At 73.5% G+C, this 20988-nt stretch carries 20 protein-coding genes and 1 pseudogene; 10 read left to right on the forward strand and 11 right to left on the reverse strand.

The annotated features are described in order from the left end of the window. Window positions 1-15: 15 nt before the first annotated feature. Window positions 16-888 carry an NAD(P)H-binding protein gene (locus LQK89_RS14980; protein WP_231049577.1) on the reverse strand — a complete coding sequence of 291 codons (873 nt, stop codon included), beginning with the start codon at window positions 886-888 and terminating at the stop codon, window positions 16-18. A gap of 60 nt (window positions 889-948) precedes the next feature. On the opposite strand from LQK89_RS14980, the gene LQK89_RS14985 reads away from it, so the two are divergent. From LQK89_RS14985 to nagA, 6 genes are all read left to right on the forward strand, one after another. Continuing rightward, window positions 949-1407 carry a MarR family winged helix-turn-helix transcriptional regulator gene (locus tag LQK89_RS14985; protein WP_231049578.1) on the forward strand — a complete coding sequence of 153 codons (459 nt, stop codon included), beginning with the start codon at window positions 949-951 and terminating at the stop codon, window positions 1405-1407. Between the two features lie 61 nt (window positions 1408-1468). Further along, window positions 1469-1888: a MarR family winged helix-turn-helix transcriptional regulator gene (locus tag LQK89_RS14990; protein ID WP_174777412.1), complete on the forward strand. Its 420-nt coding sequence runs from the start codon at window positions 1469-1471 to the stop codon at window positions 1886-1888. 102 nt (window positions 1889-1990) lie between these two features. After that, window positions 1991-3316: an MFS transporter gene (locus LQK89_RS14995; RefSeq protein ID WP_269145925.1), complete on the forward strand. Its 1326-nt coding sequence runs from the start codon at window positions 1991-1993 to the stop codon at window positions 3314-3316. 124 nt (window positions 3317-3440) lie between these two features. Next, window positions 3441-4331: a formyltetrahydrofolate deformylase gene (gene purU / locus LQK89_RS15000; protein WP_231049580.1), complete on the forward strand. Its 891-nt coding sequence runs from the start codon at window positions 3441-3443 to the stop codon at window positions 4329-4331. A 6-nt stretch (window positions 4332-4337) separates the two neighbouring features. After that, complete coding sequence (locus LQK89_RS15005) at window positions 4338-4754, forward strand: YrdB family protein (protein WP_231049581.1); 417 nt, start codon at window positions 4338-4340, stop codon at window positions 4752-4754. Beyond that, window positions 4751-5932, forward strand: a complete 1182-nt coding sequence (gene nagA / locus LQK89_RS15010; RefSeq protein ID WP_231049582.1) for an N-acetylglucosamine-6-phosphate deacetylase — start codon at window positions 4751-4753, stop codon at window positions 5930-5932. Before LQK89_RS15005 ends, nagA begins: the two co-directional genes overlap by 4 nt. A 46-nt stretch (window positions 5933-5978) precedes the next feature. Here the strand turns inward: nagA and LQK89_RS15015 are convergent, their stop codons facing one another. Next, window positions 5979-6809 (reverse strand): helix-turn-helix transcriptional regulator, encoded by an 831-nt coding sequence (locus LQK89_RS15015; protein ID WP_174777407.1) that lies wholly within the window; start codon window positions 6807-6809, stop codon window positions 5979-5981. 124 nt (window positions 6810-6933) lie between these two features. On the opposite strand from LQK89_RS15015, the gene LQK89_RS15020 reads away from it, so the two are divergent. Together LQK89_RS15020 and LQK89_RS15025 are read left to right on the forward strand one after the other, a co-directional pair. Then, entirely contained in the window at window positions 6934-7872 is a 939-nt protein-coding gene (locus LQK89_RS15020; RefSeq protein ID WP_144803983.1) for an SDR family oxidoreductase, read from the forward strand. Window positions 7873-7900: 28 nt separating this feature from the next. Continuing rightward, the gene (locus tag LQK89_RS15025) at window positions 7901-9070 is read left to right on the forward strand and encodes a MalY/PatB family protein (RefSeq protein WP_231049583.1); all 1170 of its coding nucleotides are present in this window, start codon (window positions 7901-7903) and stop codon (window positions 9068-9070) included. 120 nt (window positions 9071-9190) lie between these two features. On the opposite strand, the gene nagB is transcribed toward LQK89_RS15025, so the two are convergent. Beyond that, window positions 9191-9976, reverse strand: coding sequence for a glucosamine-6-phosphate deaminase (gene nagB / locus LQK89_RS15030; protein ID WP_144803979.1), 786 nt, complete (start codon window positions 9974-9976; stop codon window positions 9191-9193). Between the two features lie 58 nt (window positions 9977-10034). On the opposite strand from nagB, the gene LQK89_RS15035 reads away from it, so the two are divergent. Continuing rightward, window positions 10035-10514, forward strand: coding sequence for an NUDIX hydrolase (locus tag LQK89_RS15035; RefSeq protein ID WP_114849416.1), 480 nt, complete (start codon window positions 10035-10037; stop codon window positions 10512-10514). A gap of 78 nt (window positions 10515-10592) precedes the next feature. Here the strand turns inward: LQK89_RS15035 and LQK89_RS15040 are convergent, their stop codons facing one another. Genes LQK89_RS15040 through LQK89_RS15055 form a run of 4 tightly spaced genes read right to left on the reverse strand, consistent with a single transcriptional unit; the run spans window position 10593 to window position 14701 of the window. Beyond that, entirely contained in the window at window positions 10593-11663 is a 1071-nt protein-coding gene (locus LQK89_RS15040) for an ABC transporter ATP-binding protein (protein ID WP_231049584.1), read from the reverse strand. Next, window positions 11660-12499 carry an ABC transporter permease gene (locus tag LQK89_RS15045; protein ID WP_231049585.1) on the reverse strand — a complete coding sequence of 280 codons (840 nt, stop codon included), beginning with the start codon at window positions 12497-12499 and terminating at the stop codon, window positions 11660-11662. The genes LQK89_RS15040 and LQK89_RS15045 overlap by 4 nt, the downstream gene beginning before the upstream one ends. Window positions 12500-12531: 32 nt before the next feature. Continuing rightward, a complete protein-coding gene (locus LQK89_RS15050) occupies window positions 12532-13554 on the reverse strand; it encodes an ABC transporter permease (protein WP_231049586.1) in 1023 nt (340 codons plus the stop codon). Between the two features lie 4 nt (window positions 13555-13558). Continuing rightward, the gene (locus tag LQK89_RS15055) at window positions 13559-14701 is read right to left on the reverse strand and encodes an ABC transporter substrate-binding protein (RefSeq protein ID WP_231049587.1); all 1143 of its coding nucleotides are present in this window, start codon (window positions 14699-14701) and stop codon (window positions 13559-13561) included. Window positions 14702-14906: 205 nt separating this feature from the next. Here LQK89_RS15055 and LQK89_RS15060 point away from each other — a divergent pair, with 205 nt between their 5' ends. After that, window positions 14907-15344: a YdeI/OmpD-associated family protein gene (locus LQK89_RS15060; RefSeq protein ID WP_144803967.1), complete on the forward strand. Its 438-nt coding sequence runs from the start codon at window positions 14907-14909 to the stop codon at window positions 15342-15344. Window positions 15345-15599: 255 nt separating this feature from the next. Here LQK89_RS15060 and LQK89_RS15065 read toward each other — a convergent pair. From LQK89_RS15065 to LQK89_RS15080, 4 genes and pseudogenes are all read right to left on the reverse strand, one after another. Beyond that, window positions 15600-15734, reverse strand: a pseudogene (locus tag LQK89_RS15065) (NAD(P)H-hydrate dehydratase); the annotation flags it as partial. Further along, window positions 15724-16464: a histidine phosphatase family protein gene (locus LQK89_RS15070; protein ID WP_231049588.1), complete on the reverse strand. Its 741-nt coding sequence runs from the start codon at window positions 16462-16464 to the stop codon at window positions 15724-15726. The pseudogene LQK89_RS15065 and the gene LQK89_RS15070, both read right to left, overlap by 11 nt. Window positions 16465-16534: 70 nt before the next feature. Continuing rightward, the gene (locus tag LQK89_RS15075) at window positions 16535-17497 is read right to left on the reverse strand and encodes a hypothetical protein (RefSeq protein ID WP_058741249.1); all 963 of its coding nucleotides are present in this window, start codon (window positions 17495-17497) and stop codon (window positions 16535-16537) included. Between the two features lie 348 nt (window positions 17498-17845). After that, window positions 17846-20962, reverse strand: coding sequence for an alpha-mannosidase (locus LQK89_RS15080; RefSeq protein WP_231049589.1), 3117 nt, complete (start codon window positions 20960-20962; stop codon window positions 17846-17848). Between the last annotated feature and the right edge of the window lie 26 nt (window positions 20963-20988).

Consider the following 20988-nt stretch of genomic DNA (forward strand, 5'->3'; position numbering starts at 1 on the left):
CGTCCGCCCCGCACCTCACCCGAGCAGGTCGTCGCGGTGGTCGGCCGCCCACGCCCGGAGCGGGCGCGGCGCGGTCCCGGTGATCCGGGTGACGTCGTCACGCATCACGTCGACGCCGTCGAGGCCCCGTCGGAGCACCCGCCCGAACTGCTGGCGGAGGCCCTCGGCCTGCCAGGCGGGCACGCCGCCGGCACGGACCACCGCGCGGTACACGCGGCTCGGCAGGTGCAGGGGCCGGACGCGTCGCCCGAGGCCGGCGGTCAGCTCGTCGGCGATGCCGTGCGCGTCGAGGGACGCCGGGCCGGTGAGCACCGGTTCGGTGCCGTCGTGCCCGTCCGTCGTCAGCACGGTCGCGGCCGTGCGGGCGATGTCGGCGGTGTCGATCCACCCGGCGCGGCCGCGGCCGGTGGTGTGCGGGAACCAGCCGCGACGGATCGCCGGCGCGGAGGGCAGCAGGTTCGTCATGAAGGCCGACGGGTGCAGGATCGTCCACGCCGTCCCGCTCGCGCGGAGCAGCCGGTCCGTGCGCCAGGCCGCGGCGGCCCAGGGCATCGGCGAGTGCTCGGCGGCGTCGCCCCCGGACAGGTGCACGACCCGCGGGACCCCCGCGCGCTCGGCCGCCCGGACGCCGGTCGCGCCCTGCTCGGCCTGCCGCTCGCTGACCGGGGTGACGAGGAAGAACCGGTCGACGCCGTCGAGCGCCCGGGTCAGGGCGTCGAGGTCGTCGAGGTCCGCGAGCCGCGCGTCGATGCCCCGCGCACGGAGCCGCTCGGCCTGGTCCTGACGGCGGACGACGGCACGGACCTGGACACCCTCGGCGTGCAGCAGCTCGAGGGTCTTCCCGCCGACGTCGCCGGTGACCCCGGTGATGGCGATGGTCTCGGTCACGGTGCTCCTCCTTTGGTATCAGTTTCCTGTTACTCGACGCTACGCCGGTACCATCGGTGCGTGTCCAGCGACTTCTCGGTGACCCACGACGACGTGGACGCGATCGCCGCGTGGACGGTCGTCCGTGCCGCACGCGAGCTCGCCCGCCGCCTCGACGAGGAACTCGCACCCCTCGGCCTGACCCCCGTCGGCTTCGGTGCCCTCGTGCAGCTCGCCGCCGCCGAGGAGCTCAACCAGGCCGAACTCGCGCGGGCGGTCGGGGTCCGCGCGCAGAGCATGGGCAGCCTGGTCGAGGCGCTCGCGACGCGGGGACTCGTGGCGCGGGGCGCTGCACCCGGACGGGGACGAGCCTCCCGGCTGCACCTGACGGACGCCGGACGCGAGCTGCTCGCCGCGGCCTGGCCACGCGTCCGGGCCAGCAACGCGTGGTTCCCCGACGGCGGCGAGACGGTAGCGCGCGCCCTGCGCCCCTTCACGACCGACGGGACGGTCAGCGCGCGAGCAGACGGTCTCGCCTGAGCACCGACGGAATCGCAAGGCAGCCTTGCAAGTTCTCCTGCGGAAGGAGTACCGTTCCGGTGTGGAATCATCCGAGGAGCTCGCCGGCGACCTGCTGACCCTGCACGGGCGGATCCGGCGGACCCTGCTCACCGGCAAGGCCGACGAGGTGACCGCCTCGCAGACCGCCGCGCTCGGCCGGCTGCTGCGCCACGGCGAGTCCACCGTCGCCGACCTCGCCAGGGCCGAGGGGGTCCGTCCGCAGTCCATGGGCGCGACCGTCCAGGCACTCGTCGACCTCGGCCTGGTCGAGCGCCGACCGGACCCGGACGACGGCCGCCGGACGCTCGTCCGCGCGACGGACACCGGCTCCCGCGCGCGCGAGGACGCCTGGGCCACCCGCACCCGCGTGCTCGCCGACCGGCTGGCGGCGCTGCCCGAGGACGACCGCCGGACCGTCGCCCGCGCGCTCGAGATCCTCACCCCGCTCACCGAAGCCTGACCCGGAAGAAGCCCCACCACGTCCACCTCGACCTCCCCCACGCCCACCGTCGCGTCCCCGGACGGCGGCAGCGGCTTCGGCCCGAAGCTGCTGATCCCGGTCCTGGTCGGGCCGCTCCTCAACCCGATCAACACGACGATGGTCTCCGTCGCCCTCGCGCCGATCTCGCGGGACCTCGGCATCGGGGCGTCACAGGCGATCTGGCTCGTCGCCGCCCTGTACCTGGCGAGCGCGGTCGCCCAGCCCACGATGGGGAAGCTCGCCGACCGGTTCGGGCCGAAGAAGGTCTTTCTTACGGGGCTCGTCGTCGTCGGCGTCGCCGGGGTCGTGCCCGAGGCCCTGACCGGGTTCGGCGGTGCGGTGACCGCGCGCGTGCTCATCGGCATCGGCACCTCGTCCGCGTACCCGGCGGCGCTCACCACGCTGCGCCAGCACTCCGCGCGGATCGGGAAGCCCACACCGCCCCTCGTGCTCGGCGCGCTGTCGATCACCTCGCTCGTGTCCGCCGCCGCCGGACCACCCCTCGGCGGTGCGCTCATCGCGGCGTTCGGGTGGCACGCGATCTTCCTGGTGAACGTCCCCCTGGCGGTCTTCGGGATCGTCGTCGCGGCTTTGTGGCTGCCCTCCGACCGGCTCCGCCCGCAGGACACCGACCGGGTGCCGGTCCGCACGGCGCTCGACCCGGTCGGCATGCTGCTGATGACCGGCGCGGTCTCGGCCCTGCTCGTGTTCCTGCTCGACCTGGCCGCCGGGCTCTGGTGGCTGCTCGCCGTCGCGGTCGTGCTCGTCGTCGCCCTCGTCCGGTGGGAGCTCCGTGCGGCGCAGCCGTTCGTCGACGTCCGGCTGCTCGTCCGGAACGGTGCGCTGTCCCGGACGTACGCGCGGCTGTTCCTGACGTACCTGCTCGCGTACACGATGACCTACGGGTTCTCGCAGTGGGTGCAGGACGTGGCGGGCTACCCGAGCGACGTCGCCGGGTACCTGCAGCTGCCCGCCGCGGTCGTCGCCGGGGTCGTGTCCTTCCTCGTCGCCCGCAGGACCGCGATCCGCGGGCCCCTCGTCGTCGCGGCGCTCACCCCGCTGCTCGGTGCGGGGCTCCTGTTGCTCCTGCACGCCGGGTCGCCCCTCGTGCTGCTGCTCGTGGTGCCGGCGCTGTTCGGGGTGCCGCAGGCCCTGGCGTCCGTGTCGAACCAGGCGGCGCTGTACAAGGTGGTGCCGTCGGAGTACATCGGGACGGCCGCCGGGCTGTCGCGGACCAGCATCTACATCGGCGCGATCGCGGCGTCCTCGCTGATCGGTGGCGTGTTCGGGCAGGCGCCCACCACGCCGGACCTGCACGTGCTGGCGTGGGTGATGCTCGGGGTCGGCGTGCTCCTCAGCGTGCTGACGCTCGCGGACCGGGCGCTCGCCCGGGCGACCACGCGCTGACGGGGGCGGCGGGGCGGACGGGCCACGGGCCTCCCGTCAGTCCGCGGCGGCTGCCCGGCGGCCGTGATGTCCCGGCGTCCGATCCCCGCCGGAACGTGCCCGCCCCGGCCGGTAGCCTGTTCCGGTGACCGACCCGACCCCCGCGCACGAGACGCCCGCGCACCAGACCCCGACGCACTGGACCCTCACGCTCGTCTGCGACGACCGTCCCGGGATCGTGCACGCCGTGTCCGGAGCCGTCGTGGCGGCGAACGGCAACATCACCGAGTCGCAGCAGTTCTCGAGCGCCGACACGAACACGTTCTTCATGCGCCTGCAGGTCATGGCCCCCGTCACCCGGGCGGCCTTCGAGCAGGCACTCGCCCCCGTGGTCGAACGCTACGACGCCCGCGTCCAGCTCGACGTCGTCGGCCGACCGATGCGCACGCTCGTGCTCGTGTCGAAGGCCGGGCACTGCCTGAACGACCTGCTCTACCGGCAGCGCGGCGGGCAGCTCCCGATCGAGGTCCCGCTCGTCCTGTCGAACCACCCGGAGCTCGCCGGCCTGGCGTCGTTCTACTCCGTCCCGTTCGAGCACCGGCCCGTCACCGACGCGGCCTCGAAGCAGGCGATGGAGCAGCGCATCCTCGACGCCGTCGACGAGCACGACATCGAGCTCGTCGTCCTGGCCCGCTACATGCAGATCCTGTCGCCGGAGCTCTGCGCGGCGCTGCAGGGCCGAGCGGTCAACATCCACCACTCGTTCCTGCCCGGCTTCAAGGGCGCCAATCCCTACCGGCAAGCGCACGCCCGCGGCGTCAAGCTCATCGGTGCGACGGCCCACTTCGTGACGAGCGACCTCGACGAAGGCCCGATCATCGAGCAGAACGTGGTTCGGGTCGACCACACCAAGGACCCGTCCGAACTCGTGTCCATCGGTCAGGACGAGGAGTCCCGCACGCTCACCCAGGCGGTGCGCTGGATCGCCGAGGACCGCGTGCTCCTCGACGGCGCCCGCACGATCATCTTCAAGTAGGACCACATGACGAACGCACCGCAGAGCCCGGTCGACTGGGGCGAGGTCCCGCCGCCCACCGAGCCGACCGCGCCCCGTCGCCCGGCCCGGCCCGTGTCCGCGTGGACCGTGCTGCGGGTGGTCGTGTGCGCGTTCGGCCTGGCGTCGCTCGCGTACTGGGGCTACCTGGCGTGGCCGTTCCCGTTCCCGGGCGTGCTGTTCATGGTCGGGGCGCCGCTGTTCGCCGCGGTCGTGTGGTTCCTGTTCCGGGCGCCGCGGTCGCCGATCGACACCGACGTGGTCGGCAAGGTGATCGTCGAGGTCGCGCTCGTCATCGCAGCCGGTGCGGCGTGGGTGTCGCTCGGGCACCCGGTGGTCGGGCTGGTCTTCATCGTGGTGGCCGCGCTGTCCGGGGTGGTCGCGTTCCGTCGGGAGACGGCGTGAGCGACGTGTCGGGCTCGGGTTCCGTCCCGGGCTCCGGCCTGGAGGCACGGCGCACCCTGGTCCGCGCCGCACACGTCGTCGACGCGGCCGGGTCCACGGCGGACGGCTGGGTCCTGCTCGCCGGTGCCGTCATCGAGGCGGTCGGCTCCGGCACCGGGGCACCCGAGGCGACGGAGGTGCTCGACCTCGGTGACGCCGTCCTGACGCCCGGGTTCGTCGACCTGCACGGCCACGGGGGTGCCGGCGCAGCCTACGAGGACGACGCGTTCGACGCCGCGCTCGCCGTGCACCGCGCACACGGCACGACCCGCTCGGTCCTGTCCCTCGTCGCGAACCCGCTGCCCTCGCTCGTGGCGTCCCTCGAGCGCATCCGCGCCGTCGCCGCGACCGACCCGCTCGTCCTCGGGGCGCACCTCGAGGGGCCGTTCCTCTCGCCGCACAACAAGGGCGCGCACAACGAGTCGTTCCTGGTCGACCCCACGCCCGACGTCGTCGACGCCCTGCTCGACGCCGGCGCCGGGGTCCTCCGTCAGGTCACGATCGCGCCGGAGCTGCCAGGCGCGATCGACGCCGTCCGCCGGTTCGTCGACGCCGGGGTGGTCGTCGCCGTCGGGCACACCGTCTGCTCGTACGACCAGGCCCGTGCCGCGTTCGACGCCGGCGCCACGCTGCTCACCCACGCGTGCAACGCCATGCCGGGGCTGCACCACCGGGCACCGGGCCCGATCGCCGCGGCGCTCGAGGACGACCGGGTGACGCTCGAGCTCATCCTCGACGGCGTGCACGTGCACCCCGCCGTCGCCCGGGTCCTGCTCCGCGGGGCACCCGGACGGGTCGCGCTCATCACCGACGCCATGGCCGCGGCCGGGTCGCCGGACGGCTCGTACGCGCTCGGGTCACTGGCGGTGACGGTCACCGACGGCGTGGCGCACGTCGCGGGCACCGACACGATCGCCGGGTCCACGCTGACCCAGGACCGTGCGCTGCGGCTCGCCGTCTCGGAAGCGGCGGCGTCGCTGCCGGACGCCGTCGGTGCGCTCACCGCCGTGCCCGCCGCCGCACTCGGGCTCGGCGACCGGCTGGGTCGGATCGCGCCCGGGTACGCGGCCGACCTCGTCGCGCTGTCGCCCGAGCTGCACGTGCAGCGGGTATGGGGCGCCGGGGAGCACCTGCCCTGACCACACGGCGCTGACGACACGGCGATGACGAGCGGGCGGTGCCTGTTCAGGCGGGTGCGAGGACGGACAGCAGGCGGAGCCGCTCGTGGCTCACCGTCCCCGGTTCCGCCGTGTAGACGAGCAGCACGTGGGCCTGCTCCGGGTCGAGCAGCATCTGGCACTGCAGCTCGAGCCGCCCCACGTCGGGGTGGTCGTAGCGCTTCACCGAACCCGGGACGAGCCCGACCTCCTGCTCGTCCCAGAGCACCCGGAACTCCTCCGAACGCTCGAGCAGCGCCGTGGCCAACCCGGCCGCGGTCGACCCGGGGCCCCGACGCGCAGCGATCTCGCGGAGTGACGAGACGTAGAGCCGACCCGTGGCGTCCCGGTCCTCCACGGGGAACAGCGCCCGCGCCTCCGGGTCGGTGAACCACCGCCACCCGATCGACCGAGCGCGACCCTGCCGCTCGCGCGCGTCCCCGAACAGCGCCGCCGCCAGGGGTGTCTGCAGCAGGGTCTCACCGAGCTCCGACACGACCTCGGCCGGGGTGTCGACGAGCCGGTCGAAGATCCGCATCATGCCCGGGCCGACGTGGTCCGTCCCGGCGCCCTGGTCCGGCGGCCGGTGCCCGGCCAGGCGGAACACGTGGTCCCGCTCGGCCCGGCTCAGGTGCAGTCCCTGCGCGATCGCGGCGACCATCTGCTCGGACGGGTGCGGCCCGGTGCCCCGCTCGAGCCGGGCGTAGTAGTCGGCCGACATGTGGCAGAGCGTCGCGACCTCCTCGCGCCGCAGGCCGTCGGTCCGACGACGCTGGCCCGGTGGCAGGCCGACGTCGGCGGGCTGCAGGGCCGCTCGGCGACGGCGGAGGAAGGCGCCCAGTCCCGGTCGATCGATCACGTGCCCATCATCGCGGGACACGGACGCCGGAGCCACGGTCCGGCAGGTCCTGGTTCGACGATCGGCGCCGCGGCACGCTGGGGACGACCCGGGACGACCGGGTGCCGACGACGAGGAGCACACCGTGCCGAGACGACCGATCGAGATCTCCCTCCCCCGCCTGGACGGGCAGACCGCCGTGGTGACCGGTGCGAGCGACGGGATCGGCCTGGGCATCGCCACCGCCCTCGCCGGAGCAGGTGCGGCGGTCGTCCTGCCGGTCCGGAACACCGCCAAGGGCGAGGCCGCGCGGGCCCAGGTGCTCCGCGAGCACCCCGGCGCGTCGGTGACCCTCGGGACGCTCGACCTGTCGTCGCTCGTCTCCGTGCGCACCTTCGCCCGCTCGATGGTGGACGCGGCGACCCCCGTCGACCTGCTCATCGGCAACGCGGGCGTGATGACCCCGCCCGAGCGGCAGACCACGCAGGACGGCTTCGAGCTGCAATTCGGCACGAACCACCTCGGGCACGTCGCCCTGGTCGCCGGGCTCCTCCCCCTGCTGCGCGCGGCGCGCGGCCACGTCGTCTCCCAGATCAGCGTCGCGGCGCGGAGCGGCTCGGTGCACTGGGACGACCCGAACTGGGAGCGCAGCTACCACGGCATGCGGGCCTACCAGCAGTCGAAGGTCGCCTTCGGGCTCTTCGGGCTCGAACTCGCCCGACGCAGCCGCCGGCACGGCTGGGGTGTGACGAGCACCCTCGCGCACCCCGGCGTCGCGCCGACGAGCCTGCTCGCCGCCCGTCCGGAGCTCGGCCGTTCCGGGGACACCGCGTCGGTCCGGGCGATCCGGTGGCTGTCGGCGCGGGGCCTCCTGGTCGGGACCGCGCACACGGCGGGTCTGCCGGCACTGCTCGCGGCGACCGACCCGGCCGGCCGCGACGGCGCGCTCCACGGCCCGCTCGGCCCCGGGAACGTCGGCGGCGCCCCGGGCCGGCACGCGCTCTGGCGACCGCTGCGGAGCGAGGCGGACGCGGCACGGGTGTGGGACCTGTCCGCGGAGCTGACCGGCGCGACGTTCGCCTGACCGGTGCCCGCGGTGCCAGGCTGGGCACATGAGCGTCATGGTCTCGCCGTTCGATGCCCACCGCGACCGCACCAGCGAGAAGTACACCGCGTACCCCGCCGACGTGCTGCCGATGTTCGTCGCCGAGATGGACTCGATGCCCGCCGAGCCGATCCGGGACGCCCTCGTGCGGGCCGTCACGACCGGGGACACCGGGTACGTCGGGCACACGCGGGTGCTCCCCGAGGTGTTCGCCGACTTCGCCGACCGCCGGTGGGGGTGGGAGGTCGACCCGGACCTCGTCCGCACGACGACGGACGTCTCGGTCGCGGCGGTCGAGGTGCTCCGCCGGGTCGTCGCCCCCGGTGACCAGGTCGTCGTGATGCCGCCCGTCTACCCGCCGTTCTGGGACTACGTGCGCGAGGCCGGCGGCACCGTCACCGAGGTCCCACTGCTCCCGCCGGCCGGCGACCCGGACCCGTACGACACGACGGCTGGCTGGCGGATGGACCTGGACGGCATCGCCGCGGCGCTCGCGGCGGGTGCCCGGACGGTCCTGCTCTGCAACCCGCACAACCCCCTCGGCCTCGTGCACGCCCGGGAGTCGCTCGTCGCGCTGGCCCGGCTCGCGGCGGAGTGGGACGCCGTGGTGGTGTCCGACGAGATCCACGCGCCGCTCACCCACGCCGACGCGGTGTTCACGCCCTTCCTGACCTGCGGGCCCGAGGCGGTCGAGCACGGGGTCGCCCTGACGAGCGCGAGCAAGGCCTGGAACCTCGCCGGGACGAAGTGCGCGCTCATGGTCGGCGCATCGGACCGTGCCCGCGGGTGGTTCGACGGCCTGCCGGTCGAGGTCGTCGAGCGGACCGGGATCCTCGGCTACACCGCGAGCGTGGCGGCGTTCCGCGACGGTGAACCCTGGCTGGCGTCGCTGCTGGCCGAGCTCGCCGCGAACCGACGGGTCCTGGCCGAGGAGCTCGGGACGGCACTGCCCGGTGCCGGGTACCGGCAGCCGCAGGCGTCCTACCTGGCGTGGCTCGACCTGCGGGCGCTGCCGTGGGGCGACGAGCCCGCTCGACTCCTGGTCGACCGGGCGAAGGTGGCGCTGTCGAACGGGCGGGACTTCGGACGCCAGGGCACCGGGCACGCCCGGCTCAACTTCGGTTGCTCCGAGGAGACGCTGCGCGAGGGCCTCGCGCGCCTGTCCGCCGCCCGCTGATCCCTGCTCGCCGGGCGCTCAGCCTCCGCAAGACGCAACGGAAGCGGTTCCTCGCAGCGACATACCGCTGCGAGGAACCGCCGACGTTGCGTTTTGCGGGCCCGGGCCAGGCCCGGGGCGTCACTCGAACCGCTGCCACTCCGGCTTGTGGTCGTACGTGTACCGGTAGTAGTCGGCGAGCTGCAGGCCGGCCGCCGCTTCCTCGTCGACCACCACGGTGGCGTGCTCGTGCAGCTGCAGCGCCGACCCCGGCACGAACGACGACAGCGGCCCCTCGACCGCCGCGGCGACCGCGTCCGCCTTCGCCGCCCCCTGTGCGACGAGCACGAGCTCACGTGCCTCGAGGATGGTGCCGAGCCCCTGCGTCATGCAGTGCGTGGGGACGTCGTCGAGCGAGTCGAAGAACCGGGCGTTCGCCTCGCGCGTGGACGGCGCGAGCGTCTTGATCCGCGTGCGGGACGCGAACGACGAGGTCGGCTCGTTGAACCCGATGTGCCCGTTCGCGCCGATGCCCAGGATCTGCACGTCGACCCCGCCGGCGGCACGGATGGCGGCGTCGTACTCCTTGGCCGCGAACGCCAGGTCGGTGGCCCGGCCGTCGGGCACGCGGACGCGCGCGGGGTCGAAGCCGAGCGGCTCGACGACGTCGCGGGCGATCACGGACGCGTACGACTCGGGGTGGTCGAGCGGGATGCCGACGTACTCGTCGAGGGCGAACCCGCGGGCCTGGGCGAACGAGACCTGTCCGGCCTGCACGCGACGGCGCAGGTCGGCGTAGATCCCCTGGGGGCTCGACCCGGTGGCGAGCCCGACGACGGCCGACGGCTTCTCGGCGACGACCGAGGCGATCTTGGCGGCGGCGACGCGACCGACCTCGGCCGGCGAGGACAGGATGATGATCTCCACGCGCCCACCCTACTGGTCATGACCAGTTCGCGACAGGGTTCGTCGGTAGCGTGGGGGCATGCCCACCCCCGAGTACGTCCTGTCCCTGCGCGAGAAGATCGGCACCGACCTGCTCTGGCTGACCGGCGTGACCGCCGTCGTCACCCGTGGCGAGGGCGCCGACCGCGAACTCCTGGTCGTCCGACGTGCCGACACCGGGGCGTACACCCCGGTCACCGGGATCGTCGACCCGGGCGAGGAGCCCGCGGTGGCGGCCGAGCGCGAGGTCCTCGAGGAGGCCGACGTCGTCGCGGTCGCCGAACGCCTGGCGTGGGTGCAGGTCCTGCCCGAGATGACGTACCCGAACGGGGACCGTGCGCAGTACCTCGACCTGGTCTTCACGTGCCGGTACGTGTCCGGCACGCCGGCCCCGGCCGACGGCGAGAACACCGAGGCGTTCTGGGCGCCGCTCGACGCGCTGCCCGCGATGAGCGCGGACATGCGGGCGCGGGTCGCTGCAGCACTGTCCGGCGAGCAGGCGGCGCGCTTCGAGCGCTGACGCGCACCGGACGGGAGGCGCGGTGCGGGCCCGCCACGCGCCTCCCGGAGACGACGGCGCGGGTCGCGCCCCCGAGGGCTACGCTATCGGGGCGGTCGCCACCGGGGCGCCGAGCAGCCGGAGCGCGACGGCGTCCCCGGCGGTGCGGCGGTCGCCGACCTCGTGCTGGACGGTCACGACGGTGTCGTCGTCGAGCCGGACCGTGGTGCGCCGGATCGACCCGAGGAAGCTCGACGCGACGACGGTGCCGGTGACCCCGTCGGACGCGAAGGCGACGTCCTCCGGCCGGACGTAGGCGAGCACCGGGCCGTCGGCCGCCCCGGTGTCGAGCGCCGGCACGCGGAAGCCGTACACGAACACGTCGCCGCCGCGCAGGTCCCCGCGGAGCCGGTTCGACTGCCCGACGAAGTCCGCCGTGAACGCCGAGGTCGGGGTGCGGTACAGCTCCTCCGGCGTCCCGACCTGCTCGACGTCCCCGGCGTGCATCACCGCGATCCGGTCGGAGACGGCGAGCGCCTCCTCTTGGTCGTGGGTGACGAACACGGTCGTGATGCCGAGGTCGCTCTGGATGCGGCGGATCTCGTCGCGCAGGGAAACCCGGACCTTGGCGTCGAGGGCGGAGAGCGGCTCGTCGAGCAGCAGGACCCGGGGGCGGGTGACGAGCGCCCGGGCCAGGGCGACGCGCTGCTGCTGACCGCCGGAGAGCTGGTGCGGGTACCGGTCCGCGAACTCGGCGAGGTGCACCATGTCGAGCGCGTCGACGACCTGGGCGCGACGCTCGGCGGCGGGGACCTTCCGCATCTCGAGGCCGAACGCGACGTTCTGGCGCACGGTCATGTGCGGGAACAGCGAGTACTGCTGGAACACCATCCCGATGTCGCGCTGGTTCACCGGGGTCTGCGCGACGTCGACGCCGTCGATGCGGATCGCGCCGGCGTCGATCGCCTCGAGCCCGGCGAGGGCCCGGAGCGCCGTGGTCTTGCCGCAGCCGGACGGGCCGAGGAGCGAGACGAACTCCCCCGGCTCGATGCGGAGGGACAGCCCGGCGAGGGCGCGGTGCGTGCCGTAGTGCTTCTCGACGGCCTCGAGCTCCACGGTCGCGCCCTCGGTGACGAGGGACGACGGGGCGGCGGGCGCGGTGACGGTCATGCTGACTCCTTGGAGCGGGACCGGCGGGACGTCCCGACGCGGCCGATGAGGACGAGCAGCACGAACCCGAACAGCAGTGCGGCGAGCGAGAACACCGCGGCGACGTACGGGTCGGTCTGCTGGACGAGCACGAGCGCGGTCTGGAAGGTCGTCCGGGACAGGAACGAGGCGAGCGTGTACTCGCCGAGGACGACGGTGATCGTGAGGAAGCACGCGGCCGTGATGCCGCGGCGGAGGTTCGGCAGCAGGATCCGCCACGTCACGGTCCACCACGAGGCACCGAGTGAGCGGGCCGCCTCGGACAGGGTGGTGACGTCGACGGCGGTCAGCGCGGTCGCGACCGGGCGGAACGCGAACGGCAGGGCCACGATCCCGATCGCGAAGGACAGCGTCCACGCGTCCGAGCCGAGGAGCTGCGCGACCACCTGGTACACGGGGATGAACCCGACGACGAGCACGATCAGGGGCACCGTGATCGGGACGAGGCAGACGAACTCGAGCACCCGCCGCAGCCGCGGGTACCGCAGTGCCGTGACGACCTGCGCGGGCAGGAGGACGAACAGCACGATCGCCACCGTGATGACGGCGATGAGCAGGGACGCGGACAGGCCGTCGAACACCGGCTGGTAGGTGCCCGCGTTCGCCGGGTCGAGGATCGCGGCGTAGTGCGCGAGCGTCAGCGACCCGTCGGTGCCCTGCCGGAACGTGAACTGCAGGAGCGCGAGGAGCGGGACGGCGAACACGAGGCCGACCACGCCGAGCACGATCGCGGCGGTGACCCGTGACGGGGCGACGCCGAAGCGGCGGACGCGGGGCGTGCCTCCCGGCCGGCTCACCCGACCACGGGACGGACGCGTGCCGACGGCGGTCATCGCTGCCACCGCGCAGCCCGTCGCTGGAGCAGCGAGTAGGCGCCCATCACGACCGCCATCACGACCACCATGCCGAGCGCGAGCACCCCGGCGACGTTCTGCAGGCCGATGATCGTCTCGCTCGTGAGCTGGGCGCGGATCGTCAGCGGGACGATGCCGCCCTGCGAGATGAGCGCCGCGGCGGTCGCGAACGACGAGAACGCGTTCGCGAACAGGAGCAGCAGCGATCCCCAGAAGGCCGGCGCGAGCACGGGCAGGGCGATGCGACGCCAGTACGTGGCGCGGGAGGCGCCGAGCGTGGCCGCGGCCTCGCCCCACTGGGCCTTGACGCCCTCGAGGGCGGGCATGAACGTGAGGACCATGAGGGGCACCTGGAAGTAGACGTACGGCAGGACGAGTCCGGGGACCGTGTACAGGAACGCGCCGTTCGCGTTGAGGTCGACACCCGTCGCGGACACCAACCACGTGGTGACCAGGCCCTGGACGCCGATCGTGGCGATGAAGGCGAACGCGAGCATCACGCCGCCGAACTGGGCGAGGACGCTCGCGGCGGCGTCGATCATCGAGCGGACCAGGCCGTCCGGTCGGAGCGCGGCGAGCGCCCAGCAGACGAGGGCCCCGATCACGGCACCGAGCACCGCGGAGACGGCGGACAGGCCGAACGAGCCGCCGAAGGCACGGAGGACGGACGGATCCGCGAACGCGGCGAGGTTCGCGAGGGTGAACGCGCCGTCGCCCGTGAAGAACCCGCTGCTGACCGCGATGACGGCCGGCACGGCGAGGAACAGCAGGACGTAGACGGCGAAGGGGGTGAGCCCGAGCCAGGCGAGGCCGGGGCCGCGGCGGGCGCGGGGGTTCGCCGCGGACTTGGTGGTGGTGCGGGTCCCGAGGCCGGCACCGGCGGCGGGGGCGGTGCTCGTGGCGGCCGGGCCCGCGGTGACGGGGGCCGTGCCCACCGTTCCCGGTCCCGGGCCGGGCGTCCCGGTGCTGCGCGCTCCCGCCGCTGGTGCCGTGGTCACGGGACTAGGACCCCATCGTGGCGGACCACTTGGCCGCCAGGACCTTCGCGGCCTCGGTGACCTGCGCGTCCGTCAGCTCGACGTAGTCCTTCGGCATGCCGCCGGCCTGCTCGAGGGCGTCCTTGTCGACCTTGCCGGACTGCTCCATGGCGGCGAGGGTCGACGGGAAGGCACCGGCCTGCAGGTACAGGTTCTGTGCCTCGGGGCTGGCGATGTACTCCTGCCAGAGCCGCGCGGCCGCCGGGTGCGGGGCGTCCTTGTTGATCGCCTGCGAGTAGTACGAGCCGAGGGCCTGGCCCTCGGGGACGACCGTCTTCCAGTTCTTGTTCCCCGATGCACCGGCCGCCGGGCCCCACGCGAGGTTGTTGTACGACCACTGGACGACGACCGGGGTCTCACCCGAGGCCACCGTCGCCTGCGAGGGCAGCACGTTCTGGAAGTTGCCGGCCTGCTTGAGCTTGCCGAAGAACTCGACGCCCTTGGTGATGTCGTCCGCGGAGCCGCCGTTCTCGAGCGCTGCGAGGTAGACCGCGGAGGCGGCCTGGTTCGCCTGCGTGGGGTCCCCCGCGATCGAGACCTTCCCCTTGTACTCGCTGCCGAGCAGGTCGTTCAGGTCCTTCGGCGCCTCCTTGATCTTCGAGGAGTCGTAGCCGATCGACATCAGGCCCGTGTAGTCACGGGTCCACTTGCCGTCCTCGTCCTTGAGGGTGTCGGGGATGTCCGACCAGTTCGCGACCTTGTAGTCGGTGAGCAGCCCGAGGTTCTGCTGCATCACCGCGTTGCCGAGGTCGAGCACGTCGGGGGCGGTGGACTGGCCCTTCTGCGACTTCACGGCGGCGATCTCGTCGGCGCTCGACCCGTTGGGGTTCGCCGAGTTGATCGTGATGCCGGGGTACTTCTTCTCGAAGCCGGCGATGATCTTGCCGTAGTTCGCCCAGGTCGGCGGGAGGGCGATGACGTTGAGCTTGCCCTCGGCCTTCGCTGCCTTCACGAGGGCGTCCATGCCGCCGGCGGACTGGGCGCTCGTCGCGGTCTTCCAGTCGGTGTCGCTCGACGTCGACGCGCTGCTCGTCGCCGAGCAGCCGGCGAGGGTGACGACTGCGGCGGCGGCCAGGGCGAGGCCGGCCAGGGTGCGGGTGTGCTGCACGGGGTGCGCCTTTCGGGTGCTGTGGGGTGGGGTGCTGCGGGTGCGGTTCGGGCGGGCCGGTGGGGGCGGCGCCGCGTTCTGGACGATCGTGGACGGGGCCGGTTTCCGAGCAGTGCTGCGGTGGTGAACGGTGGCGGAACAGCGGGTGCGGCTGTACGGTTTCGCTTGTTCGCGCCGCTGGCGCGCCATCTTCTCGGAGGCACGGATGCAGTTCACGACGACGGTCCTGCAGGCGCGGAAGACCGCCACCGGGTTGCCCGTCCCCCCGGAGGTCGTCGCGGCGCTCGGCGCCGGGGGTCGACCGGCCGTGGTGGTCACGATCGACGGGGGCTACACCTACCGGTCGACGATCGGGGTCATGGGCGGCCAGTCGCTCGTCCCGCTGTCGGCCGAGCACCGCACCGCCGCGGGGGTCGCCGCCGGGGACACCGTCGAGGTCACGCTCGAGGTCGACACGCTCCCGCGCTCGGTCGAGGTGCCGGACGACCTGGCCTCGGCGTTCGAGGAGGCCGGCGTCCGTGCCGCCTTCGAGACCCTGTCGAACTCACGGCAGCGCGCGCTCGTCGACCCGGTCGTGCAGGCGAAGGCCCCCGAGACCCGCCAGCGCCGCATCGACAAGGCCGTCGAGTCCCTGCGCGGCTGAGCGGGGCCGGGTGCGTGATCGCCGGGCTGCCGCACCGATCCGCGCGAGGTCGGCCGATCCGCGCGTAGGAGACCGAATCGCTCGTAGGGTGTCGTTCGTTCCTGCCCCCTGTGCGCGGAACGTCCTCCGATGTCGGGTGCGATGGGCTCGAACGCCCGGCGGTTCTGACGGGTCAGCCGCCGAGTTCAACCAGCACGCGCGGGATCTCGGTGAGCAGCTCGCTCGCCAGGTAGCCGAGCGGCCCGACCTGCACGGCGAGAGCATCGCTGCCCCGGGGGTCCGAGCCGCGCCGCCGATGACCAGGACCTGGCCACGGCCGTACTTGCCCGCACCGGGCTCCGGCAGCGGCCAGTCCCGCAGGGCGTTCGGCGTGATCGGCTCAGGAGACACGGGTGTCGTCCTTCCGCCCGCTGTGCTCGGTGACCTCGTCGTCGTCGAGGTGCCCGACGGCCGAGAACTCCTCGAGCGTCCACGGGGCCCCGGGGGCGTCCCGCCGGAGTCGTGTGAGCGAGGCGTTCGCCACGGTGTGCTCGGCCGCGAACGACATCAGCGCGGGTTCGTCCAGGTCGAAACAGACGGCCACGGTGAGCATGACGACGGCGTCGTGCGCGGCGACGAGCAGTCGTTCGGGTTCGTCGAGCCGGTCGACGTCGTGCAGCAGCGAGCGGAGGCGCAGCATGACGTCGATCCACGACTCGCCCCCGGACGGGCGGTGGTAGTACTTGCCGAGCCACTGACGACGGCGTTCCTCGTCCGGGCAGCGGTTCCGGACGCCCTGCGCGGTGAGCAGGTCGAGCACGCCGAGCTCTCGGTCCCGGAGCCGCTCGTCGACCCGCCGTCCGGGTTCGTCCAACCCGCCGGCCCGGAGTGCGAGGTCGATCGTCTGCTGAGCGCGCAGGTACGGCGAGACCCAGAGGCGTACCGGGACGTCGTCGACGCCGCGGTCCGCGAGTTCGCGCCCGAGAGCACGCGACTGCTCCCGCCCCAGCGGACTCAGCGGGACGTCGGCGTCCCGGTGCCCCGCGTCGATCACGTCTGCTCCGTCGGCCTCGGCGCGGGCGGCAGCGACGTTCGCCTCCGACTCCCCGTGGCGCACGAGCCAGATCTCCCTGACAGCCATGGCGTCACGCTAGCCAGGCGCCGCTGTGCTCCCTCACCGCTCCGGGCTCACTCCGCCCACCGATGCTGCGTCAGGCGACACCTCGTGCGCTGCGCACCGGCCGGACCGCGCAGGGGAGGCCCGCTGCACGAAATCGTCTCGTCAGCGCGTCGAGGTCCCACAGGTCGCGCCACTCGATCCGGACGATGCGTCGGACACCCGGCACCGTCAGCAGTGCCTCGTGTCGGCGCTTCTCGTCGATGAACACCTGGTCGGCGGTCCGGCCCGCGAGGAACCGCTCCTGCGTGTACTTCGCTCGGCCGTCCACCTCGACGATGACGCCCTGCTCGGGGAACCAGAAGTCGACCTCGTACCGGCGCCCTCCGACGACGAAGGGTTGCTGGAGCACCGGCTTCGGCAGGCCCATCTCACGGAACACGACCCGTGCCAGTGACTCGGCGGCCGAACCCGACCGCGGGTCGGCGAGCTCGACGGCACGAGTGGCGACGGCACGACCCCGGTCCTTCGCAGTGCCCCCGAGCGCCTGCACGATGCTCGCCCGCTCGACTCCGGCGCGCAGTGCAGCGTCGGCGACCACCACCGCCGTCCGGACGTCGCCGAGCAGGGCGATGTCCGCCACGGTCCTCGCGACGGAGGTGAAGCGCACGCCGCCGTGCTCGACGAGGTGCGCGGACGGGACCGGTCTGGTGTGCAGGACCAGCCCCCGGGTGCCGCTCCGGTAGTGCGACTTCGGGACGGTGAGGTGCACGTCGTCCGGCCACGGGCCCGGCAGGGGCAGTCCGTGCACCGCGACCGCCGAGGCATGGGAGCCGACAGCGGCGACGCTCCGTCGTCCCAGGCGGGCGAAGACGCGGGTGACGTACCGCCGGCGCGGACCGGCGGCGTCCCAGTCCGCACCACGGACGAATGCGTTCGGTCCGACGCGGACGAGACGGTCAGGGCCGTGGGAGGCAGCCCGGCGCCGCAACGTGGCTCCGGACCGCCCGGCGTCCTGCAGCGGGCTCGCCCGGAAGATCGCGAGTGGTGTCTCCATACCGACCACGATCGCGGTCTGACGACGCTCGTCGGTGAGCGACGGGGCGGGCTGTGGACGCGCCTCCAGGCCGTTGCCCGTGTGGAGGAGTGACGATCGAGCCCATCGCAGACGACCTGGGATGCCGATCCGCGCATGAGAGGCAGGAACTTCTGACCTCCTTTGCGCGGATCGGCACCCGACGAGCGGATCGGCATCCTAAGCGCGGATCGGCGGACGCGCGGATCGGCGGAAGCGCGGATCGGCGGACGCGCGGATCAGGATCGGGACCACCCCCACGCAACACGGCGCCGGGCGGGGGCACCCGACCCCGCCCGGCGCCGCGGTCCTGCGCGGCCGGCCCGCCGATCAGCCCCGCCGCACCCGCAGCGTGACGATCTCGAACGGGCGCAGCGTGAGCACGACGGGCTCCCCCGCCTCCCACGTCCCCGACCCGAGCGGCCGCTCGAGCAGGTCCACCGCCTCGACGGCGTCGACGTCGAACCCGAACGACACCCCGACGTCCGCAGCGCGTCCGCCGGTCGCCTCGTACAGCCGCACGACGACGTCCCCGGAGCGGTCCTCGGCGAGCTTGACCGCCTCGACGAACACCTGCGGCGACGACACCGTCACGAGCGGGTCGACGGTCGCCGACCCCGGCACCGACCGCACCGGCAGGTTGAGCCGGTAGCCGGAGTCCGCCGCGTCGAGCACCGAGGCCCCGACGCGCAGCACCGTGCGGAACACGTGGTGTCCCTGGTCGGCGTGCGGGTCCGGGAAGGTCGGCGCGCGGAGCAGGGACTCGCGCACGAGCGTCGTGGTGCCGCCGTCGGCACGGGTGGAGCGGGTGATGTCGTGTCCGTACGTCGAGTCGTTGGCGACCGCGACGCCGAAGCCCGGCTCGGCGACGTGCACCCACCGGTGCGCCGACGTCTCGAAGCGCGCCATGTCCCAAGACGTGTTCTGGTGCGTCGGCCGGTCGATGTGCCCGAACTGGATCTCGCTCGACGCCGAGGCCGCGCGCACGTCGAGCGGGAACGCGAGCTTGAGGAGCTTCTGCCGCTCGTGCCACTCGACCTCGGTCTCGATGTGCAGCTCGGGCTGGCCCGCCACCGCCGAGTAGCGGGTGGTGACCGACGACGAGCCGAACGGCCGCGTCACCACGAGCGTGGTCCCGTCGACCTCGACGCCCGTCGCGGACAGGACCGTCCCGTTCCGCTGGTAGGCGCGGTCGATGTCCCACGCCTCCCACTGGTTCGGGGTGTCCCGGAACACCGTGTACTGCGCGGCGACGGCGCCCGGCGCGACGGCGTCGCGTCCGGTCGCACGCTCGACGAGCGAGACGACGTGGCCGTCTGCGTCGATGGTCGCCGTGACGACGCCGGTCTCGAAGACGAAACGGTCACCGCTCCGGACGGGAGGCACGGCCTCCGCCGCGGACGACGGGGAACCACCCAGGGCGGTCACCCCACCCGCGGTGACGGGCGAGGCGTTGAAGCGCACGACACCGTCAGCGCCGCCACCGGAAGCGCCGCCGGCCGCTCCGGCCTCGGTGGGAGCGTCGAGCAGCGCGCCCACGCCCGCACCTGCCCGCGCTGCGCCGACCCCGGCGAGCGCCGTCGCCCCGCCGCTCGCGAGCGCGGTCGTCGCCGTGCCGATGAGCTCCTCGAGCACCTCGGCGACCCGGGCGTACTCGGCCTCGGCGTTCTCGTAGACCCAGGCGATCGAGGAACCAGGCAGGATGTCGTGGAACTGCTGCAGGAGCACGGTGTGCCAGACCGACTCGAGCTCGTCGTACGGGTACTCGGCGCCGTGCCGGACCGCGGCGGTCGCGGCCCAGAGCTCGGCCTCGCGCAACAGGTGCTCGGAGCGGCGGTTGCCCTGCTTCGTGCGGATCTGCGACGTGTACGTGCCGCGGTGGAACTCGAGGTACATCTCGCCCGACCACACCGCGGGCTCCGGCAGCACGCGCTCGAGCTCCTCGAACACCTGCGCCGGGGTGCCGAGGTCGACGCGGGGCGAGCCGTCCAGGTCGTGCTGCCGGCGGGCCGCGGCGACCATCTCGCGCGTGGGACCACCGCCGCCGTCACCGAAGCCGTAGAGGAGCATCGAGGTGTTCGCGACGCCCCGCTCCTTGTTCTGACGCTCCCCGCGGTGCAGGTCCTCGGGCGAGACGTCCGAGTTGTAGGTGTCGGCCGGGGGCAGGTGCGTCAGGACGCGCGAGCCGTCGATGCCCTCCCAGTGGAACGAGGTGTGCGGGATGACGTTCGTCTCGTTCCACGAGGGCTTCTGCGTGACGAACCACTTCGAGCCGGCGGCGCGGACGATCTGCGGAAGCGCGCCCGAGTAGCCGAACGAGTCGGGCAGCCAGGCCTCGGGGGTGTCGACGCCGAACTCCTCGAGGAACAGGCGCTTGCCGGCGACGAACTGCCGGGCGAGGGCCTCGCCGCCGGGAAGGTTCGTGTCCGACTCGACCCACATGCCGCCGACCGGGATCCACCGGCCCTCGGCGACGCGCTGCTTGATGCGCTCCCAGATCGACGGGTAGCCGTCGCGGATCCAGGCGTACTGCTGCGCCGAGGAGCACGCGAACGTGAAGTCCGGGTCGCGGTCCATCAGGTCGAGCACGTTCGAGAAGGTGCGCGCGCACTTCCGGATCGTCTCGCGCACCGGCCAGAGCCAGGCGGAGTCGATGTGCGCGTGCCCGACGGCGATCGCGCGCCCGGCCGATCCCGCGGCGCCGACGGCCAGGAGGGGTGCGAGGACCTCGCGGGTGGCGGCTGCGGTGCCGGCGACGTCGTCGGGGTCGAGGGTGTCCGCCGCGCGTTCGAGTCCGCGCAGGACGTCCGCGCCGCGGGTGCCGTCCGTGGGCAGTTCGGCCATCAGGCCCCGGAGGACCCAGAAGTCCTGCTGCAGCTCCCACACGGTGTCGTCGCGTTCGACGAGCTCGAGTGCCCGCAGGCGGTAGATCGGTTCCGTTCCGGCCGTCGACCGCGATCCGAGCGGGGTCGCGCCCTGGAAGTCGTCGCCGCCGATGTCCGGGTTCGCGGCGGCTTCGACGTACAGCTCGAACGAGCCGTCCGGGCCGGGCTCGACCGGCAGGGTGTCGTTCAGCGGCTCGATGCCCTTGATCGTCGTGCCGTCCGGTCGCCACGCGAGGCCCTCGGCCTGGAAGCCCGGCTGGCGCTTCGAGAAGCCGAGGTCGACGCGGAGCTCGACCGTCGTGCCGGGGTCGGCCCCGAAGTCCGACGGCACGGTGCCGCGGACCCGGAACCAGGTCGTCCCCCACGGCCGGCCGCCCCAGGCGTCACCGACGTGGAACGGCGTGTACTCGGCGGCGACGGCCTCGGCGAAGGGCACGGGCTCGTCCGGCACCTGCCAGGCCTCGATCGTGACCGGGGCCGAGCGGCGGAGCACCGCGGGGTCGATGCGGTCCCGGACGAGACGGGCGATGCGGGCTTCGACGAGCGGTTCGTCGTGGTGCATGGAGGTGGTTCCTTTCCAGCAGGGAC

The organism is Curtobacterium sp. C1 (genome assembly GCF_021049325.1).
In the GTDB taxonomy this organism is placed as follows: domain Bacteria; phylum Actinomycetota; class Actinomycetes; order Actinomycetales; family Microbacteriaceae; genus Curtobacterium; species Curtobacterium citreum.